Genomic DNA, 15,166 nt, shown 5'->3' with positions numbered 1-15,166 from the left:
CACGATTTATGAACCTAAAACCCAATGGAGCGTCGCTATGCTAGATCCCATTTCACTGGCTGAGCGCGGGTTAATCCCTGACCCCCTTATTCGCCGCGGCATCCGCCGCCAACTTCAAGACCGTCTCGCGCAAGAGGGCCGCGATGACATCGATGCCAGCGAGCAGCGTCGCAGAGAATTTCGCGAAGCGCTGCGTCACTCAGAAATTGCCATCAATACCGACGATGCCAACGACCAGCACTACGAGGTGCCAGCGGCACTCTTTGAGCTGATGCTTGGTCGCCGCTTGAAATACTCAAGCTGCTGGTGGGGCGATGGTATCGACAATATTGACGATGCCGAAGAAGCCATGCTTGAGCTCTACGCAGAGCGAGCTCAACTGCGCGGTGGCCAGCGTATTTTGGAGCTCGGCTGCGGCTGGGGAAGTTTCTGTTTGTGGGCCGCCGAGCGCTACCCCGGTAGCCATATTACTGCGGTATCCAATTCCCACGGACAGCGCGAATACATCGAGGCACAGGCGCGACTGCGTGCGCTGGATAACCTGAAGGTAATCACCTGCAATGTCGCCGACCTAACGCTCGACCAGCGTTTCGACCGCGTTGTTAGCATTGAAATGCTGGAGCATGTGCGTAACTACCGCGAGCTGCTGAAAAACGTCGCAAGCTGGCTGGAGCCAGAGGGACTGATGTTTGTGCACATCTTCTGCCATGCCTACCTGCACTACCCCTTTGATGGCGGCTGGATGACCGACAACTTTTTCGCCGGTGGTCAGATGCCCGCCTTCGACACGCTTATGCACTTCTCGGAGCATATGCGTGTCGCCGATAGTTGGCGCGTGAACGGCCTGCATTACGCGCAAACGTTAGAGGCTTGGCTAGAAAAGTTAGACCAGCAGCGTCCGCGGGCAATGCAAATTCTCGCCGATGCACCCAACCCTCGCATTCAATTCCAGCGCTGGCGCATGTTTATGTTGGCCTGCGCGGAGTTGTTCGCCTATCAGGGCGGCAATGAATGGCTGGTGGGCCATTATTTGCTCACCCCTGGGCAGCAAGCCGACTGAGCCATTAGGCGCTGAGTTGAGCCTCCTGCTCAGCGCGTTGACGCAGCACGAATCGCTGAATTTTGCCACTGGAGGTTTTCGGCAGGGCGTCAACAAATTCAATTTCACGCGGGTAGGAATGCGTCGACAGGCGGCTGCGCACATGTTGTTGTAGGGCTTCCACCAGAGCGTCGTCGCCAGTGCTACCTTCAGCCAATACCACATAGGCTTTCACAATCGCGCTACGCTTGGCATCGGGCTTGCCCACAACACCGCTCTCTACCACGGCCTCGTGCTCCAGCAGACTGCTCTCCACTTCGGCAGGGCCGATGCGGTAACCCGCTGAGGCAATAATGTCATCATCGCGACCGGTGTAAGCGTGCGACCCGTCACCGTTACTGATGACCACATCACCCGTTAGGTAGTACTTGCCGTGATAGGGGCGTTTTTCATCCCAGGTGTAGCCCTGGAAGAAGTACAGCGGCGAATTTTCCATATCAATCGCCAGCTCGCCCGTCTGCCCGGGCGCCACTTCATTAAAGTTTTCGTCCAGCGCCACGAGTCGATAGCCGGGAATTTGGTAGCCCATGCTGGCCTCGCGCTGAGGGTGCGACAGCTCGTGGAAATTGGCCGACGTCATGCCCGTTTCCGTCTGGCCGTAGTGGTCACACACCGTGCAATCAAAGGCGCGTTTTACCCAGCTAATCACCTCAGGATTTAGCGGCTCGCCGGCACTGCTGGCCACTCGCAGATCGATCTCAGGGTAGTCTGCCAACAGCTTGTCGTTCGCCATCAGCAGGCGGTAGGCAGTGGGCGCCGCCGCCAAATTACTGATCTTATATTTGCGTAAAAACTCAAAGGTATTGTCGGCCGTAAAGCTGGCCTCGTTAAAGTGTGTGGTGCAGCCTAACAACAGCGGGCCCACCACCGCGTAATACAAGCCGTAAGCCCAGCCGGGGTCGGCCACATTCCAGAAATTGTCGTCCTCACGCAGGCCGACGGCGTAGCGCATATACATCCAAAATGCCGCCAGTGCGCGGGCAGGCACCGCTACGCCCTTCGACTTGCCGGTGGTTCCCGACGTAAACATCTGCAGGAAAGGCTCGTCAGCCGAAATTTTAACCGGCGCGAACTCTTCGCTCTGGCGCTCAATTTCCGGCCAGTAGAGAAAGTCTGCTTCGCTGGCCAGCGCATCACCTTCATCTGCCAATAACAGCGATGTCGGCAAGCCCTTAACCTCGCGCAATTTCGGCCACTGCTCGGTATTGGTAACAATCAGCTTGGTTTTCGCGGTTTGCAGGCGATATTCAATTGCACCGGAGCCGAAGGCGGTAAACAAAGGCTGATAAACCGCACCCGCACGCAGTGCACCCAGCACACATATCAATAGTTCAGGCGTGCGCGGCAACAAACAGGCAATGCGATCGCCACGGCCAATTCCGCGGGCCTGCAAAAAGCCGGCGAACTGCGCGGATCGGCGCTGCAACTCAGCAAAGGTCATCTCTCCAGGCTGACCATCAACGCGCTCATAGCGCAGCGCCACGCGACTCTCGTCGGCGGCATAGCGGTCACAGATCTCCTCGCAAACGTTCAGACCGTCGTTAAAATCACCGACAAAATTCTGTACTATTTGCTCCATGGAAAAGTTTTTAGCGAATTCCTGATAATTGCTCGCGTTCATGTTCCTGCCCGTTTGTTAATGCGTGTTTTATAACTATTGTGTGCTAGCGCCAACGCGCCAGACCGCGAAGAAAAAACTCAGCTTAGGCAATGCACCGCCCGAACAGAATGACATGTTCCAGCAGATAATTTGACAAGTTTTGCAGCACAGGACGGCCGCCATTTGATGAAAAATCTCACCTTTTCGTCACACTATGCCCGCGCGATCCTGTGGGGTTTAGAACAGCAGGGGCTGGATACCGACGCCCTGCTGCAACAGCGCGGCATCGACCCTCAGCTGGTGCGCCAGCCAAAAGCCCGCGTGCCTACCGACCAATTTATTCGCCTGTTTAGACTGTGCTGGAAGGTCCTTGATGACGAGTTTATGGGGCGCAGTACCCTGCCCTGCCGCGTCGGCCACTTTCACTTGATGAGCGCCCTGGTTGTTCACGCCGACAACCTTGAGGAAGTGCTCAGACAGAGCATTCGCGCCTACAGTCTATTTTCCGACGATGTCCGTATCGAGTTGCGACACAGCGGCGACGAAGTGGAACTGAGCCTCAACCACCTGCGCCCCGAACTCGACCCCGATAACTTTCTGGTTGAATGGTTACTACTGGTTTGGCACCGCTTGGTAGGCTGGATGATCGGCCGAAAAATCGTCCTCAGCCACGCCAATTTTAAACATGCCCTGCCTGCGCATTTTGACGAGTATCGCTTTATTTTCCCCTGCGAATGCCACTTTGAGCGCGAGCGAAACAGCCTGTTCTTCAGCAAAAACTACCTGAGCATGCCGGTATGCCGCAGCAAGGAAGAGGTCGATGAATTTGTTCTGAGTTCCCCCCGCGACCTGCTGATCTGGACCGACGAAGACAACAGCCTCAGCACCCGTGTGCGCCAGCTTCTCGAAGCCCAGGAAGAGTCGCGTCTACCCAACTTGGAATGGGTGTCAGAGCAGCTGCATATGACCTCCTACACCCTGTGTCGCAAGTTAAAAAGTGAGGGCAGCTCCTACCAAAAAATTAAAGACAACCTGCGCCGCGACCAGGCCATTGTGATGCTCACCCGGCAAAATCTCAGCGTTAGCGATATTTCTACAAAACTGGGTTTTGCCGAACCGGGTGCCTTTTCCCGCGCCTTCAAACACTGGACGGGGCTCAGCCCCCTCAGTTACCGCAAGCAAGACCACTAAGCCCGGGCCGCCGCTGCGCTGGCGAGTAAGCGTTGTTGCTCCCGGTCGAGCATACGACTCACCTGCTTTAGCTCGCGAATCTTGGCATCCACCGCGGCTTTTTTCTCCGCCATCAACAACGCGCCCTGCTCACAGTCGATACGGTCACTGCGCAGCGCGTCCAGCACATCGGAAATCTCGGCGAGTGAGAACCCCAGCTCCTTCAGTTGGCGAACCATCGCCACCCGCGCCACGGCTTTTTCCGGGTAGTCGCGGTAGTTGTTGCCGCGCCGTTGCACTTCTTTTAACAGGCCCGCCTTCTCGTAATAGCGCAGCGTATGACGGCTAACACCGGTGCGCTGCTCCAGCTCGGCTATTCGCATCTACCTCTCCACAACAGGGTTTGACATTAGAGTGCACTCTACACCTTAGGGTAGCTTCACCGTCTAGCAAGGAGCAATACCATGACCATACTGATTACCGGCGCCACGGGTTTTATTGGCCGCCACGTCTGCGCTGAATTATCGAAAAACCAAACCCTTATCGCGGTGCTGCGCCAACCCGAGCAACAACTGCCCTTACTTCGCCAGCAGGTCGATGCACTGGGTGGCAACGGCGCCCACATCCGGGCGGTCGCTGGCGATCTGGAGCGGCCGAAGCTGGGAATTAAAGACTCGCTGCCCACGCTAGACGCCGTCATCCATCTCGCCGCCCGCTTCGCCTGGAAGTTAGCCCCCAACACCGCCCACAACAGCAATGTAGGCGGCAGCCTGGCGGCGGCCGAACTGGCGCGGCAACATCAGTGCCGATTGGTTTTTATCAGCGGTTTTATGCTGGAAAATCACCAACACCTAAACCGTCTCGGCATCCACCCAACCGATCCCGAGCGCACCGACTGGCGCAGGGTATACCGCCGCGCCGGCGCCTACGAGGCCAGCAAGCTGGAAGCGGCGTTCCGCGTTCGCGCTTTTGCACAAGCCAACGATATGGATCTTGTCGAAGTGCAACCCGCCACTGTTGCGGGCCATAGCCAAACCGGCATGTTGGATGCTCAGCAGCCGCTGTTTAATTTGCTGGATAACCTGGCTCATGGGCGCCTGGCCATGGTGCCGGGCAGCCCCGAACATTGGCTGCCGGTGGTCGCTGTTGATGTATTGGCAACGCTGATTGCCCATGCCACGACCAGCGAAAATGCCCCCGGGCGATTGCTGGCCCTGGATGCCAATACGCCAAACCTGCGAGGCACACTGGCAATTGCCGCGCAGGCGCTCGACATGACTGCGCCTAAACGTCACTTACCCCTGCGCCTACTGGCATGGCTGCTGCGCATTCCCGGCATGCCCACGGTAATGAACACCTCACCAGAGGCACTCAATTTTATCCAGACCACCCGTTTCGATACCCGAGACACTCAGCAATTCATGCAGCAACAGGGCATTAAAACGCCGGATATCACGCAAGTGATTACTCACTCGGCGCAGTTCTATCACCACCTTCAACACGCTGCGCTGTCCCCTGCCGCGAGCTGACACGCCCTTCCCGCTACGCCGTGTTGCCGTTGACGATGCCGCTCAAGCAGCGGCTTCAACAAACTGCTTCAAGGCGAGATGCTCGGCCGCCATGCCCTCGCGCACTGCCTTACCGGTAAACATATCGGCCAGTGCGCGCAGTGGCCCTGTTATCAGCAGCTCATTTCTATAACGCACGCCTCCGCCGGGCAACGCTTCTATCGAGCGGCTGCGCTCACCGTAAGCGAACAGGGTGAACCACCCCATATCGCACCAGCGCAAACGCTTTCCGGGAACCACTTCCAGCACCTTGTGTTTCACTTTCATGGTCTTGGCGCCCAAGCGAACAGTTACATCGGCAATTTCGCCCTCGCGACACTGGCCCTGCGCCTGAATCAACCACGGATTCCAGCGGTGGTAACCATCAAAATCGGCTATCACTGCAAACACATCGTCCGCATCAGCATTAATATCAATGTGCGTGGAATAGAAAATCTTCCGAAACATAAGCAACCTCCGTAACGCCATCGCCATCACCTTCAGCACGGCAAGAGCGCAATAAGATAGTTATCGCCGTTTTACAGCCAGCGCTCCGCTTCCGCTATGACCGTTTCCGTTCGGCGGGCCAGTGCACCACGCCGTGGCACGCATAGGTATAGACTTTCGCTGACGGGCTGGGCAAGGCGGTGAATGCGAATCTTCTTCTGGTTATGGAAGGCTTCAACCGCATACGCTGGTAAAACAGTAAACCCCAGGCCCATACTCACCGGCTCTAAAATCAGGCCAATTTGATTAGAAAACCCCCTTCGCTCAAACTGACCACAGTGCTGGAACTCGGGAAAATTAGCGCCGAGCAGTAAGTTCGCGTGATGGCTTCCATCGGGGTGATCAATAAAACCGAGGGCAAGCAGCGACTGCCAATTCGGTTTCTTAAGCGAGGCTGGCGTGACCAGCAATAACGGCTCTTCAGTCACTGGTCTGGCGCTCAGTTCGGCAGTGGTCGGCCTGGCGCTCATAAGGCCGATATCAATCTTCGCCTCGGCAAGTGCTTGCTCTACTTCTGAGTTGGGCGCAAAGCGATACTCAATAATAAGCTTAGGGTGTTGGCGCTGCAGCGCCAAAAGTTTGGGGTAAAGCTTTAAGCCAACACTACCCGGCGACATCACGCGAACCCGCCCCTCGAAGGGCGGGTCTTCACTGACCGCATGCTCCAAGTTCGCCAGCGACAGTAAAATCCCCTGGGCCTCGGCATAAAGGCGCTCCCCTGCCGGCGATAACCGAAACTGCTTGCCCTCTCTCACCAGCAATTCCACTCCCAGCTGCTCTTCCAACTTGCGAATATGCTGGCTAACACCAGACTGCGTCATATGCAGCTGCTGAGCCGTGCGCGTGAAATGGCCCACGTCAACCAGCGTGCAAAAACTGCGTAACCACACTGCATTTATCATTACATTTATTAATCATTCAAATGACGAATGATAATTTTACGTTATTATTTTCACTATGTAATCTGCCCTCGTTGTTCACCACTAGGAGCAGGAAAGATGAAGCAGGTTTACCCACGCAATTTTTCGCATATTGGCATTTCCGTACCCAATCTCGATGAGGCCGTTAGCTTCTACACCGAAGTGATGGGCTGGTATTTGATTATGGCGCCGACCGAGATTGTGGAAGACGAGAGCGCCATTGGAGAAATGTGCACAGACGTATTTGGCGCAGGTTGGGGCTGCTTCCGCATTGCCCATCTGTCAACGGGCGACCGCATTGGCGTGGAGCTGTTTCAATTCAATAACCAAAGCAACCCCGACAATAACTTTGAATACTGGAAAACCGGCGTATTCCATTTTTGCGTCCAAGACCCGAACGTAGAGGAACTCGCGGAACGTATCGTCGCTGCCGGGGGCAAAAAACGTATGGAAAAACCCCGCTATTACTATCCCGGAGAAAAGCCCTACCGGATGATCTACATGGAAGACCCCTTCGGCAATATTCTAGAAATTTACAGCCACAGCTATGAATTGATTTACAGCGAAGGCGCCTATTAACACGTGCTCGCCCCCGCTATCGGGGGCTATCGGTAAGCGTCAAGCTTCATTCGCCTGCTGCCTCACCTGCCTGGCACGCAGCAGTAGATACCCGGCAAATCCCACCGCGACACCTGGCACCACGCCAACAAGCAAACACACCCAACCATGCCGAACGCCGTATTGCCTGGCCTCAAAAACCACCCAGACCGCCAACACCGCCCAACACACCAATACATCGGTTGAGTAGCCCGTTGAAAATGGGTTTACAAAACCCGCCGCGAACGCGCCGATAATATCCGGGTTTTCCAACAACGGCGGCACAACCACCGCAGAGAAGAACACGGTGAAAAATACCGCAGCCAAAACCAGCAGCCCCCTGAAAACAGACTCTGTCATCACGCCCCCTGACTATTTCTATTTTTAGCGAGCCAGTGTATTACGACGTTGCTATCGTGTCCTCGCCCGAAAAGCTGAATAGATTTGCCTTCGCCCCGCTTTGTCTCGCCTGTAAATACGGCTTGTATTCGGGGCTGTTGTAAAAGCGTTCGCTGTGTTCCCGGCTAGGGAACTCTACTAACAACACCACGTGCGGCTGCGGAGCGTCACCTTCAACAACCTCTACATTCGTTGTGCGGGCCAATATCCTCCCGTTGTACTGCTCAATGATCTTTGGCACCTCAACCTGGTAACGCTCTGTCCAGGCAAAATCCGTTAATGCTAGCGTGGCAAATGTATAGTGGCTCATAGATTCCTCCACATCGCTAATGGCCTGTAAACAGCGGACAACTGCCGCTATTTTCCTGCATCAATTCTCATTAACAGCAGCGCAATTGCGCATGCTGCCAACTCCAAAATGAGATAGCCGTACATATAAGCGTTTGCACCGCCATCAAGATATATGCCCAAAGAGCGTCCAAACGCCATGCCAAACATCAACAAAAAAACGCTAACCACAGCAACCCGCAGAGTGTTTACGTTGCTGGCCAGCAGCAACAAGATCACCCCCACTGCTGCCGACATGCCGCCGTAGGTCGCTCGCAAATCGATAACCGCAGAACTGGATGTCACCGAGCCATCAACAACAAAGCCAAAGGTCTCTAGTGGCATGGCAAAGAACAGCAGGCCGTATACAAAGAAAATCAAGGCCGTGGCAAGTACAAAGACTTTGCTCATAGTAATCAGTGCTCCTGTCGTAGTCAGGCTGCTAACAAAAAAAGGCTCTCGCCTGATAGCCGTTATCCGATATGCGCGGTGCAAGCCTTTCGAAAAATAGCGCTAGATACCTCTACGCCTCCGGCTACGCTGCCTAAAGCCGGTGCGTCGCGCAGATGGGCTCGAATCCAAAGGCAACCACGAACCGTAAAGCTCTTACCATAAATCACAATAAGAGCATCCGCCATGAAACAATTACTACTTCGCATATACGACGGTTACACCTACATTTTTGACTCAAACAGAAATCCGCTAAGACACATACCAGACCCTGTTAGCCGGTTTTATATCATGACGATCCTGGCCGCTATGTGGAGCTTCAGTTTCGCTATGTACGTAGGGAGCATCATCTACTTTGGCATCAGTTTAGCGGCTCACGTGATACTTTTACTGATGTTTTTCTTCACCATCGCCGTATTCCACGACGCAGAAAAGAACCGGTCCTCGTGGCTACTCAAGCTTCGCAGCCAAAAGCGATTCAAGGCTCGATAAAAGTCGTTACACCTTCCGGGGTTCGATGCCCCGGCCTGTAGACAGTCAGCGAAGACTCGCAAAGTCAAGCGGCCCACCCCTGCCCCAGCACCCGCTGGGCAGTGGTGACTATAAGTTATTCGTGAAGCCAAGGGGCGTAACTAAGCCCAATTAACACACCCTCAGGGCTCATAAAGCGAGCAATTGTCTGCCCCCAGGGCTCCTTGCGCGCCTCATGAATAAAAGCCTGCCCTTTCTCCTTCATTTCACACACGGCCGCCTCGACCGCCGCTGCATCGGCCAGCTCAAACTCTATGGTTGAGGTAGGCTCAGCAAACTCCGCCGGCCATTCATCCTGACCAAAGCAGGACTGCGCTGCCATCGCCAGCGGCCATACGCCAAAGTGATTCGCGCCGGGAAACCTGTCCATAAAACGATAGTCATCCATCGCTTCCAATGGCAAACCTAAAGCATCTTGATAAAGGGATGCGCTCGCTGCCGGGTCTTTCGTTATTGCCGCAAACCCTGCAATACACTTAACGTCCATTTTATCTCCTATCGCCCATAGGCGATCCGATCGAATTGCACTTAACGGAGTGGTTTGCCTATTGCCCTAGGTCGCAGCCACTGCAATATGACCGACGTTGCGAATAAATATTTGAAAACCAATTAATATACTTTTAAACGCTGCGCTCTGCAGAAATTTAGAAGCGCCAGGAGGCACCCGACGAGTATATTTTCCGCAGCGGTGGCTTACTATGGACTCTGCGCAACTGTGGTTGTATTGAAGCCTTCCTCAGGCGTAGGAGCCATAAAATACCTTGTAACCTGCTCAAACATATCTGGTGTATCTGTTGCACATCTTTCTGGCTGTTCTTTGCGCCGTTTTTCAATCTGTTTTAAGCAACCCGCATTTGTCAGGTCTATGTATATCAAATTATGTGGCGCCTCAATCTCGGAGAAAATACTCCGAAACCAATCTCTTTGTGACAGCGTATTTGCCGGAAAGTCCATCACCACATCGGTTCCCGTAGATAATATGGATTGAACAAGCTTTTTAATCTGCGGCTTAAGTAGATTTGAATATTCGATATAGTTATTTAGTGACGAAATCTTATCTGGGTAAAGTGACGCAAGCCATTCATCTTCTGAAAGCAATACCGCATTGCTTTTCTGTGCGATTTCGCTTGCTTTGGTGGACTTTCCTGCCCCCATTTTCCCACAGAAGAAGGTCAATTTTCCTTTGTTCATCATTGCTTCCTATTTTGATTATTAGCGCCTAAGCCCAGGTACGCTTGAGGCGACGTCTGCTTTTGCGGCAGCAAAAGTGGGTGGCGGGTCAACCGCTGTTTTGCATTGTTAAGCACTTTTTAGCTGTGCCTCTAGCTGTTTGATAATTGAGTTTGATTTAAACAAAGCGAACTCTGCTGCATCTTTGTCTACTTCTACGCCATGAGCTGCAGAGTTTCCTAACTTAATTATCTCGAGTACACCATCAGCCACCTCTCGAGTTAGCACACCTTCATTTGCAAGAACCTGTAGCCGAATAGATAGTGAGCTGTTTTTGTCGCCTATGTCTGTTTGATAGGAGCGAATAAGCTTTTCGATATCAATTCGTAGAGCTACAAGTGCAAGCTGAGGGTCGATATTCTGAGGTGATGAACTTTCCTCGCCGTCCGTCTCGGAGGCCACCTTTTCAAAGGCCTGCTGAACATCTTTGAGTTCAATCTTTACTCCACCGGGTAACTCGAGTGACTTCAAATACGGAAAGAGCCAAGGTAGTACAGCTAGCGTTAAAAGCGCAATGGCAATTGCATCAACTTTAAAGCTATCTACGAAGAGATGACTGAATGCCAACCCTAGAAATAGTAGAGTAACGAAACCAGCGATAATCTTCATATCTCTCCTTGACGCTTAACGCATGAGATCAAGTGCATTTGAGACGCACCCACTTTTGCGGTATCAAAAGTGGGTGGCGGATTAAACGTCACCTGCAACGATTTGTTGTACGGCAACTTTCTAGACATCCGGCAGTATTTTCGTGATCTCTGATTCTGCGGAAACCGGCAAGCCCGCGTTTTCGTAGTACTTTGTACTAGCTATGACCTGCTTAGCTTGGGCGACTTTCTGTTGTTTCCACGATGGTGCGAAAATATCTAGCTCGAGAGAGTCAAACGCGGTGTAAACCAAACTCTTGAGGTCATTACCACTCCAATACCACTGCCGCACCAAGTGTTGCTCCAATTCATACGAAGGAAACACATAACCCGCATTAGCGTTCCAATACTTCAAAACCCTTATCATCGGCTTTATGTTGTAGTCGTGCTGCTTGTTCTTTTCCGATAGTTCAGTATTGAATGTGTTCGGACTCGTTTCGATCCATTCACTGTAGTCGCTCGCTGGTGCAGAAATTTCCAGATCCCCCAACCACCCCTTCTTGCCCGGGACCAATTCAAACTTTATGTGATTGAGGTTTAGAACCAGCGTTGGACTAGACTGGAAAATTTCGGATGTCGAGTAGTACACCTCTGCAAATCGTTTCAATTTTGCGATGTACGTTTGTGGCTTGTATGAAGCATCGCTGAAGACGACCATGTAGTCGATGTCAGACTTTTGATCATAAGCCCTCGGCAAAATCGTTCCGCGGGTATATGAGCCAAATGCAAAGTGTGTATCCAGCTCCCCAGAAAACCATATTCCTAACCTGGTTTGGATCGTTGAGATCGATGTTTGAATCGAGTCCTTCTCAACGTCCCGTAGTATTGCGCCATAGGCGATGGAGTCTAAATGCGACTTAACCGACATCATCCACCCTGTACTTTGTTTGCCCTTTGGTAATACGCCGCTTTCCAATCACATATGCAACGGAAGGAATGTGGGGGGAGGAAAGATTCAAATGCTTGCGTTCTTCAGCTAGCTTTTCAAATTCGGACAAACAACCAGAATGCCCTTGCGTCAAGGACTTAACTGTTCTGATTAGCCGACAAGCCTTCTCAAGGGTGTTGTATTGATTGGCAGATGACAAATGCGACTGACGCTTAGATGCCGGGTCAAGAAATGTGAGGACGGCTGTAATTGCTGCCGCGAGCAAAGCGATAGAGCCAGCTAACTGCTCATTAGAGTTTAGCGCTTGATGGCCTGCGACAGCTGCAAGCACAGTAGCCGGGAGGCCAACAATGTAATGCGCCACTCCCCAAATTTCCGACGCTGCGTAGTGGCCTTTAGCAGAGTGTTGGCAGTCCTCTTCTAGTCGAAGCATTTCATCTTGAAGGGCCATTTGCGCTTGATCTCTCATCTACCGTTTCCTTGTCGTCTAAAATACGTATATCGCGCACAATCGTTTTGCCCATGCGCTACTCTGACGAAAAGTGCCATAAGAGTTTGAATCAACGGAAAAATCAGTGCTGCCTCTGAAAATACGCGACAGGAATAACGCGCATGCGTGTAAATCTTGAAGGCGGGATCTCATAGATATTGCCCATATTTCCTTATGTGGCTGTTTTGCGGCACGTTTTTGAAAATCGCTCAGGATTAACGCGCATTCCTTGCTGGAAAAACGAGCAAGCCTGCTCGTTGAGTCAAAATATACGGGATTATCGCGCAGCGCGGAAGGCGCAACACTCGGCTTTTTGTTGGCAATAAAAAGGCCTCATGGTAAGAGGCCTTGTGGGGGTGTACTACGTTGGTGGGGTTTGCGGTTACAGCAGTTCTATCGCGACTGCTGTGCCCTCACCACCACCGATACACAGGGAGGCGATGCCGCGCTTTAGGCCGCGCTGTTTAAGCGCGTTGATCAGGGTAACGATTATTCGTGAGCCGGAGGAGCCGATGGGGTGGCCCAGTGCACAGGCGCCGCCGTGTATGTTGACCTTGTCGGCATCTAAACCGAGCTCTTGAATAGCCAGCAGCGTGACCACGGCAAAGGCTTCGTTAATTTCAAACAGGTCCACGTCGTCGAGACGCCAACCGGCTTTATCCAACACTTTATTGATGGCGCCGATGGGAGCTAGGGTAAATTCTGCCGGTAGTTGGGCATGGCTGGCGTGGGCGACGATCCGCGCAATGGGTGTTGCACCGCCTTTTGCCGCCGCGCTTTCCGATGCCAACACCAAGGCAGAGGCACCATCGCTAATGGAGCTGGAGTTTGCCGCCGTTACGGTGCCGTCTTTCGCGAAGGCGGGTTTCAGGCTGGGGATTTTTTCAGGCTTCGCTTTGGGCGGTTGTTCGTCGGCATCGACGACCGTGTCGCCACCGCGACCGGAAACGGTGACCGGCACAATTTCATCGTTGAAGGCGCCGCTTTCCATTGCTGCCACGGCTTTGCTTAGCGAAGCGATGGCAAAGTCGTCCATGGTTTCGCGACTGATATTGTAGTCGTCAGCGCTACGCTGAGCAAACACCCCCATTAAGCCGCCCTCGTAGGCGTCTTGCAGGCCGTCGAACAACATGGAGTCGATCACTTCGCCGTGGCCCATACGCATACCGCCACGCGCTTTGGGTAACAGGTAGGGAGCCTGGCTCATGTTTTCCATACCGCCAGCAACCATAATGCCGTTGCTGCCCGCTTTGATGGAGTCGTGTGCGGCGATGACGGCTTGCATGCCGGAGCCGCACATTTTGTTAACAGTGGTACAGGGCGTGGCGTCGGGCAGGCCGGCCGCCCGCGAGGCTTGTCTGGCAGGTGCCTGGCCCAGGCCAGCGGGCAACACGCAGCCCATAATCACCTCTTCCACAGCAGATGCGTCCAGGCCTGCTCGCGACACGGCTTCGGCGATACATGCCGCGCCCAACGTCGGCGAGGCGACACTGCTCAAGCTTCCCATCAGGCCGCCCATAGCGGTGCGCGCAGCACCGAGAATAACAACGTTATCTGTCATAATTGGTTTCCTATTCGTGTGCGTTTAGCGTGGGTGGGCCACTAGCCTCTACCCAGCAGCGAGCGAGCGATCACTTCTTTCATTACCTCTGACGTACCACCGTATATTCGCTGTACGCGGGCATCGGTAAAGGCGCGGGATACCGGGTATTCCGTTGTGTAACCGTAGCCACCAAACAACTGCAAGCAACCATCGGCAACCCGGCACTGCATTTCCGTTGCGCTGTATTTGGCCATCGAGGCGGTGGCGGTATCCAGTTCACCACGCTTGTATTGCTGTATGCACTGCTCGACAAACGCCGCATTTACTTGGGCATCACTTTCCATTTCGGCAATGCGGAAACGGGTGTTTTGCAGTTGGCTGAGCGTTTGTCCGAACAGCTCGCGCTCTTTGGCGTAGTCGATGGTCAGATCCAGCACACCGCGCGCCGCCCCGCAAGCGATCACGCCGATCACCAAGCGTTCGCGCGGCAGCTCTTGCATCAGGTAGGCAAAGCCCTTGCCCTCTTCCCCCAACAGCGCCGAGGCGGGTACGCGGCAGTCTTCAAAGAACAGCTCTGAGGTATCGCCACAGTGCTGGCCGATCTTGCTGAGGTTTCGGCCGCGTTCAAAGCCCGGCAAGGAGGTATCGACCAGGAACAGGCTAATGCCTCGGGCACCGGCCGTGGGGTCAGTTTTCGCCGCCACAATGACCATGCCGGCGTGCTGGCCGTTGGTGATAAAGGTTTTGGAGCCATTGAGAATATAGTCGTCACCGTCTTTTTTGGCGGTGGTGCGCATGGCTTGCAGGTCACTACCCGCCCCCGGCTCGGTCATGGCAATGGCGCCTACCACCTCCCCGCTGACCATTTTCGGCAGCCAGTATTGCTTTTGCTCCTCGTTGGCAAGGTGGCTGATATACGGTGCAACAATATCTGAGTGCACCATCACGTTCGTGGCCAGGGCACCGTAGCCCATGCGCGCAATTTCGCTGGCAACCAGTGTTGAGTATTCAAAGGGAACGCCGCAACCGCCGCAGTCTTCCTCTACATCGACGCATAGCAGGCCAGCTTCACCCAGGGTGTTCCAGAGCTCGCGGGGTACAATGCCCGCTTCGTCCCAGCGCTCGTAATGGGGCGCTACTTCGGCTTCCAGTACTTTGCCGAGCATGTCGGCAAACATAGCCAGTTCTTCGCGATTTACCTCGTTTGTCATTGCGCTTCT

Annotated in this window: 18 protein-coding genes; 4 read left to right on the top strand and 14 right to left on the bottom strand. The window is 53.7% G+C overall.

Translation table 11 applies throughout. The features are described 5' to 3' along the window. Positions 1 to 37: 37 nt before the first annotated feature. Positions 38 to 1,060, top strand: a complete 1,023-nt coding sequence (locus HNR64_RS13170; protein ID WP_204996909.1) for an SAM-dependent methyltransferase — start codon at positions 38 to 40, stop codon at positions 1,058 to 1,060. Between the two features lie 4 nt (positions 1,061 to 1,064). Here the strand turns inward: HNR64_RS13170 and HNR64_RS13165 are convergent, their stop codons facing one another. Then, positions 1,065 to 2,720: an AMP-binding protein gene (locus HNR64_RS13165; protein WP_204996908.1), complete on the bottom strand. Its 1,656-nt coding sequence runs from the start codon at positions 2,718 to 2,720 to the stop codon at positions 1,065 to 1,067. Positions 2,721 to 2,849: 129 nt separating this feature from the next. Between HNR64_RS13165 and HNR64_RS13160 the strand changes: the two genes are divergently transcribed. Next, positions 2,850 to 3,890, top strand: a complete 1,041-nt coding sequence (locus HNR64_RS13160) for an AraC family transcriptional regulator (RefSeq protein WP_204996907.1) — start codon at positions 2,850 to 2,852, stop codon at positions 3,888 to 3,890. Here HNR64_RS13160 and HNR64_RS13155 read toward each other — a convergent pair. Then, entirely contained in the window at positions 3,887 to 4,252 is a 366-nt protein-coding gene (locus HNR64_RS13155; RefSeq protein WP_204996906.1) for a MerR family transcriptional regulator, read from the bottom strand. The genes HNR64_RS13160 and HNR64_RS13155 overlap by 4 nt on opposite strands. Positions 4,253 to 4,333: 81 nt before the next feature. On the opposite strand from HNR64_RS13155, the gene HNR64_RS13150 reads away from it, so the two are divergent. Beyond that, a complete protein-coding gene (locus HNR64_RS13150; protein ID WP_204996905.1) occupies positions 4,334 to 5,398 on the top strand; it encodes an SDR family oxidoreductase in 1,065 nt (354 codons plus the stop codon). A gap of 42 nt (positions 5,399 to 5,440) precedes the next feature. Here the strand turns inward: HNR64_RS13150 and HNR64_RS13145 are convergent, their stop codons facing one another. Together HNR64_RS13145 and HNR64_RS13140 are read right to left on the bottom strand one after the other, a co-directional pair. After that, on the bottom strand, positions 5,441 to 5,884 hold the full coding sequence (locus HNR64_RS13145; RefSeq protein ID WP_204996904.1) for an SRPBCC domain-containing protein: 444 nt from the start codon (positions 5,882 to 5,884) through the stop codon (positions 5,441 to 5,443). Positions 5,885 to 5,955: 71 nt separating this feature from the next. Next, positions 5,956 to 6,813 carry a LysR family transcriptional regulator gene (locus tag HNR64_RS13140; protein ID WP_338061856.1) on the bottom strand — a complete coding sequence of 286 codons (858 nt, stop codon included), beginning with the start codon at positions 6,811 to 6,813 and terminating at the stop codon, positions 5,956 to 5,958. A gap of 108 nt (positions 6,814 to 6,921) precedes the next feature. Here HNR64_RS13140 and HNR64_RS13135 point away from each other — a divergent pair, with 108 nt between their 5' ends. Beyond that, entirely contained in the window at positions 6,922 to 7,422 is a 501-nt protein-coding gene (locus tag HNR64_RS13135) for a lactoylglutathione lyase family protein (RefSeq protein WP_204996902.1), read from the top strand. A 39-nt stretch (positions 7,423 to 7,461) separates the two neighbouring features. Here HNR64_RS13135 and HNR64_RS13130 read toward each other — a convergent pair whose 3' ends face one another. From HNR64_RS13130 to HNR64_RS13085, 10 genes are all read right to left on the bottom strand, one after another. Next, complete coding sequence (locus HNR64_RS13130; RefSeq protein ID WP_204996901.1) at positions 7,462 to 7,800, bottom strand: DUF2834 domain-containing protein; 339 nt, start codon at positions 7,798 to 7,800, stop codon at positions 7,462 to 7,464. Between the two features lie 40 nt (positions 7,801 to 7,840). Next, entirely contained in the window at positions 7,841 to 8,149 is a 309-nt protein-coding gene (locus HNR64_RS13125; RefSeq protein WP_204996900.1) for a DUF1330 domain-containing protein, read from the bottom strand. A gap of 47 nt (positions 8,150 to 8,196) precedes the next feature. Next, positions 8,197 to 8,577, bottom strand: a complete 381-nt coding sequence (locus HNR64_RS13120) for a DUF4345 family protein (protein WP_204996899.1) — start codon at positions 8,575 to 8,577, stop codon at positions 8,197 to 8,199. Between the two features lie 646 nt (positions 8,578 to 9,223). Further along, on the bottom strand, positions 9,224 to 9,634 hold the full coding sequence (locus HNR64_RS13115; protein ID WP_204996898.1) for a VOC family protein: 411 nt from the start codon (positions 9,632 to 9,634) through the stop codon (positions 9,224 to 9,226). A 209-nt stretch (positions 9,635 to 9,843) separates the two neighbouring features. Then, positions 9,844 to 10,338, bottom strand: coding sequence for a P-loop nucleotide/nucleoside kinase family protein (locus HNR64_RS13110; RefSeq protein WP_239547851.1), 495 nt, complete (start codon positions 10,336 to 10,338; stop codon positions 9,844 to 9,846). Positions 10,339 to 10,446: 108 nt separating this feature from the next. After that, positions 10,447 to 10,986 carry a DUF4145 domain-containing protein gene (locus HNR64_RS13105; RefSeq protein ID WP_204996896.1) on the bottom strand — a complete coding sequence of 180 codons (540 nt, stop codon included), beginning with the start codon at positions 10,984 to 10,986 and terminating at the stop codon, positions 10,447 to 10,449. A 120-nt stretch (positions 10,987 to 11,106) separates the two neighbouring features. Then, complete coding sequence (locus HNR64_RS13100) at positions 11,107 to 11,895, bottom strand: SMODS domain-containing nucleotidyltransferase (protein ID WP_204996895.1); 789 nt, start codon at positions 11,893 to 11,895, stop codon at positions 11,107 to 11,109. After that, positions 11,882 to 12,382: an SLATT domain-containing protein gene (locus HNR64_RS13095; protein WP_204996894.1), complete on the bottom strand. Its 501-nt coding sequence runs from the start codon at positions 12,380 to 12,382 to the stop codon at positions 11,882 to 11,884. Before HNR64_RS13095 ends, HNR64_RS13100 begins: the two co-directional genes overlap by 14 nt. A 403-nt stretch (positions 12,383 to 12,785) precedes the next feature. Then, positions 12,786 to 13,964 carry a thiolase family protein gene (locus tag HNR64_RS13090; RefSeq protein WP_204996893.1) on the bottom strand — a complete coding sequence of 393 codons (1,179 nt, stop codon included), beginning with the start codon at positions 13,962 to 13,964 and terminating at the stop codon, positions 12,786 to 12,788. 41 nt (positions 13,965 to 14,005) lie between these two features. Next, positions 14,006 to 15,157: an acyl-CoA dehydrogenase family protein gene (locus tag HNR64_RS13085; protein WP_204996892.1), complete on the bottom strand. Its 1,152-nt coding sequence runs from the start codon at positions 15,155 to 15,157 to the stop codon at positions 14,006 to 14,008. Positions 15,158 to 15,166 lie beyond the last annotated feature (9 nt).

It is taken from the genome of Spongiibacter marinus (assembly GCF_016906995.1).
Classification (GTDB): Bacteria; Pseudomonadota; Gammaproteobacteria; order Pseudomonadales; family Spongiibacteraceae; genus Spongiibacter; species Spongiibacter marinus.
This window is presented reverse-complemented; position numbering and strand designations above follow the sequence as displayed.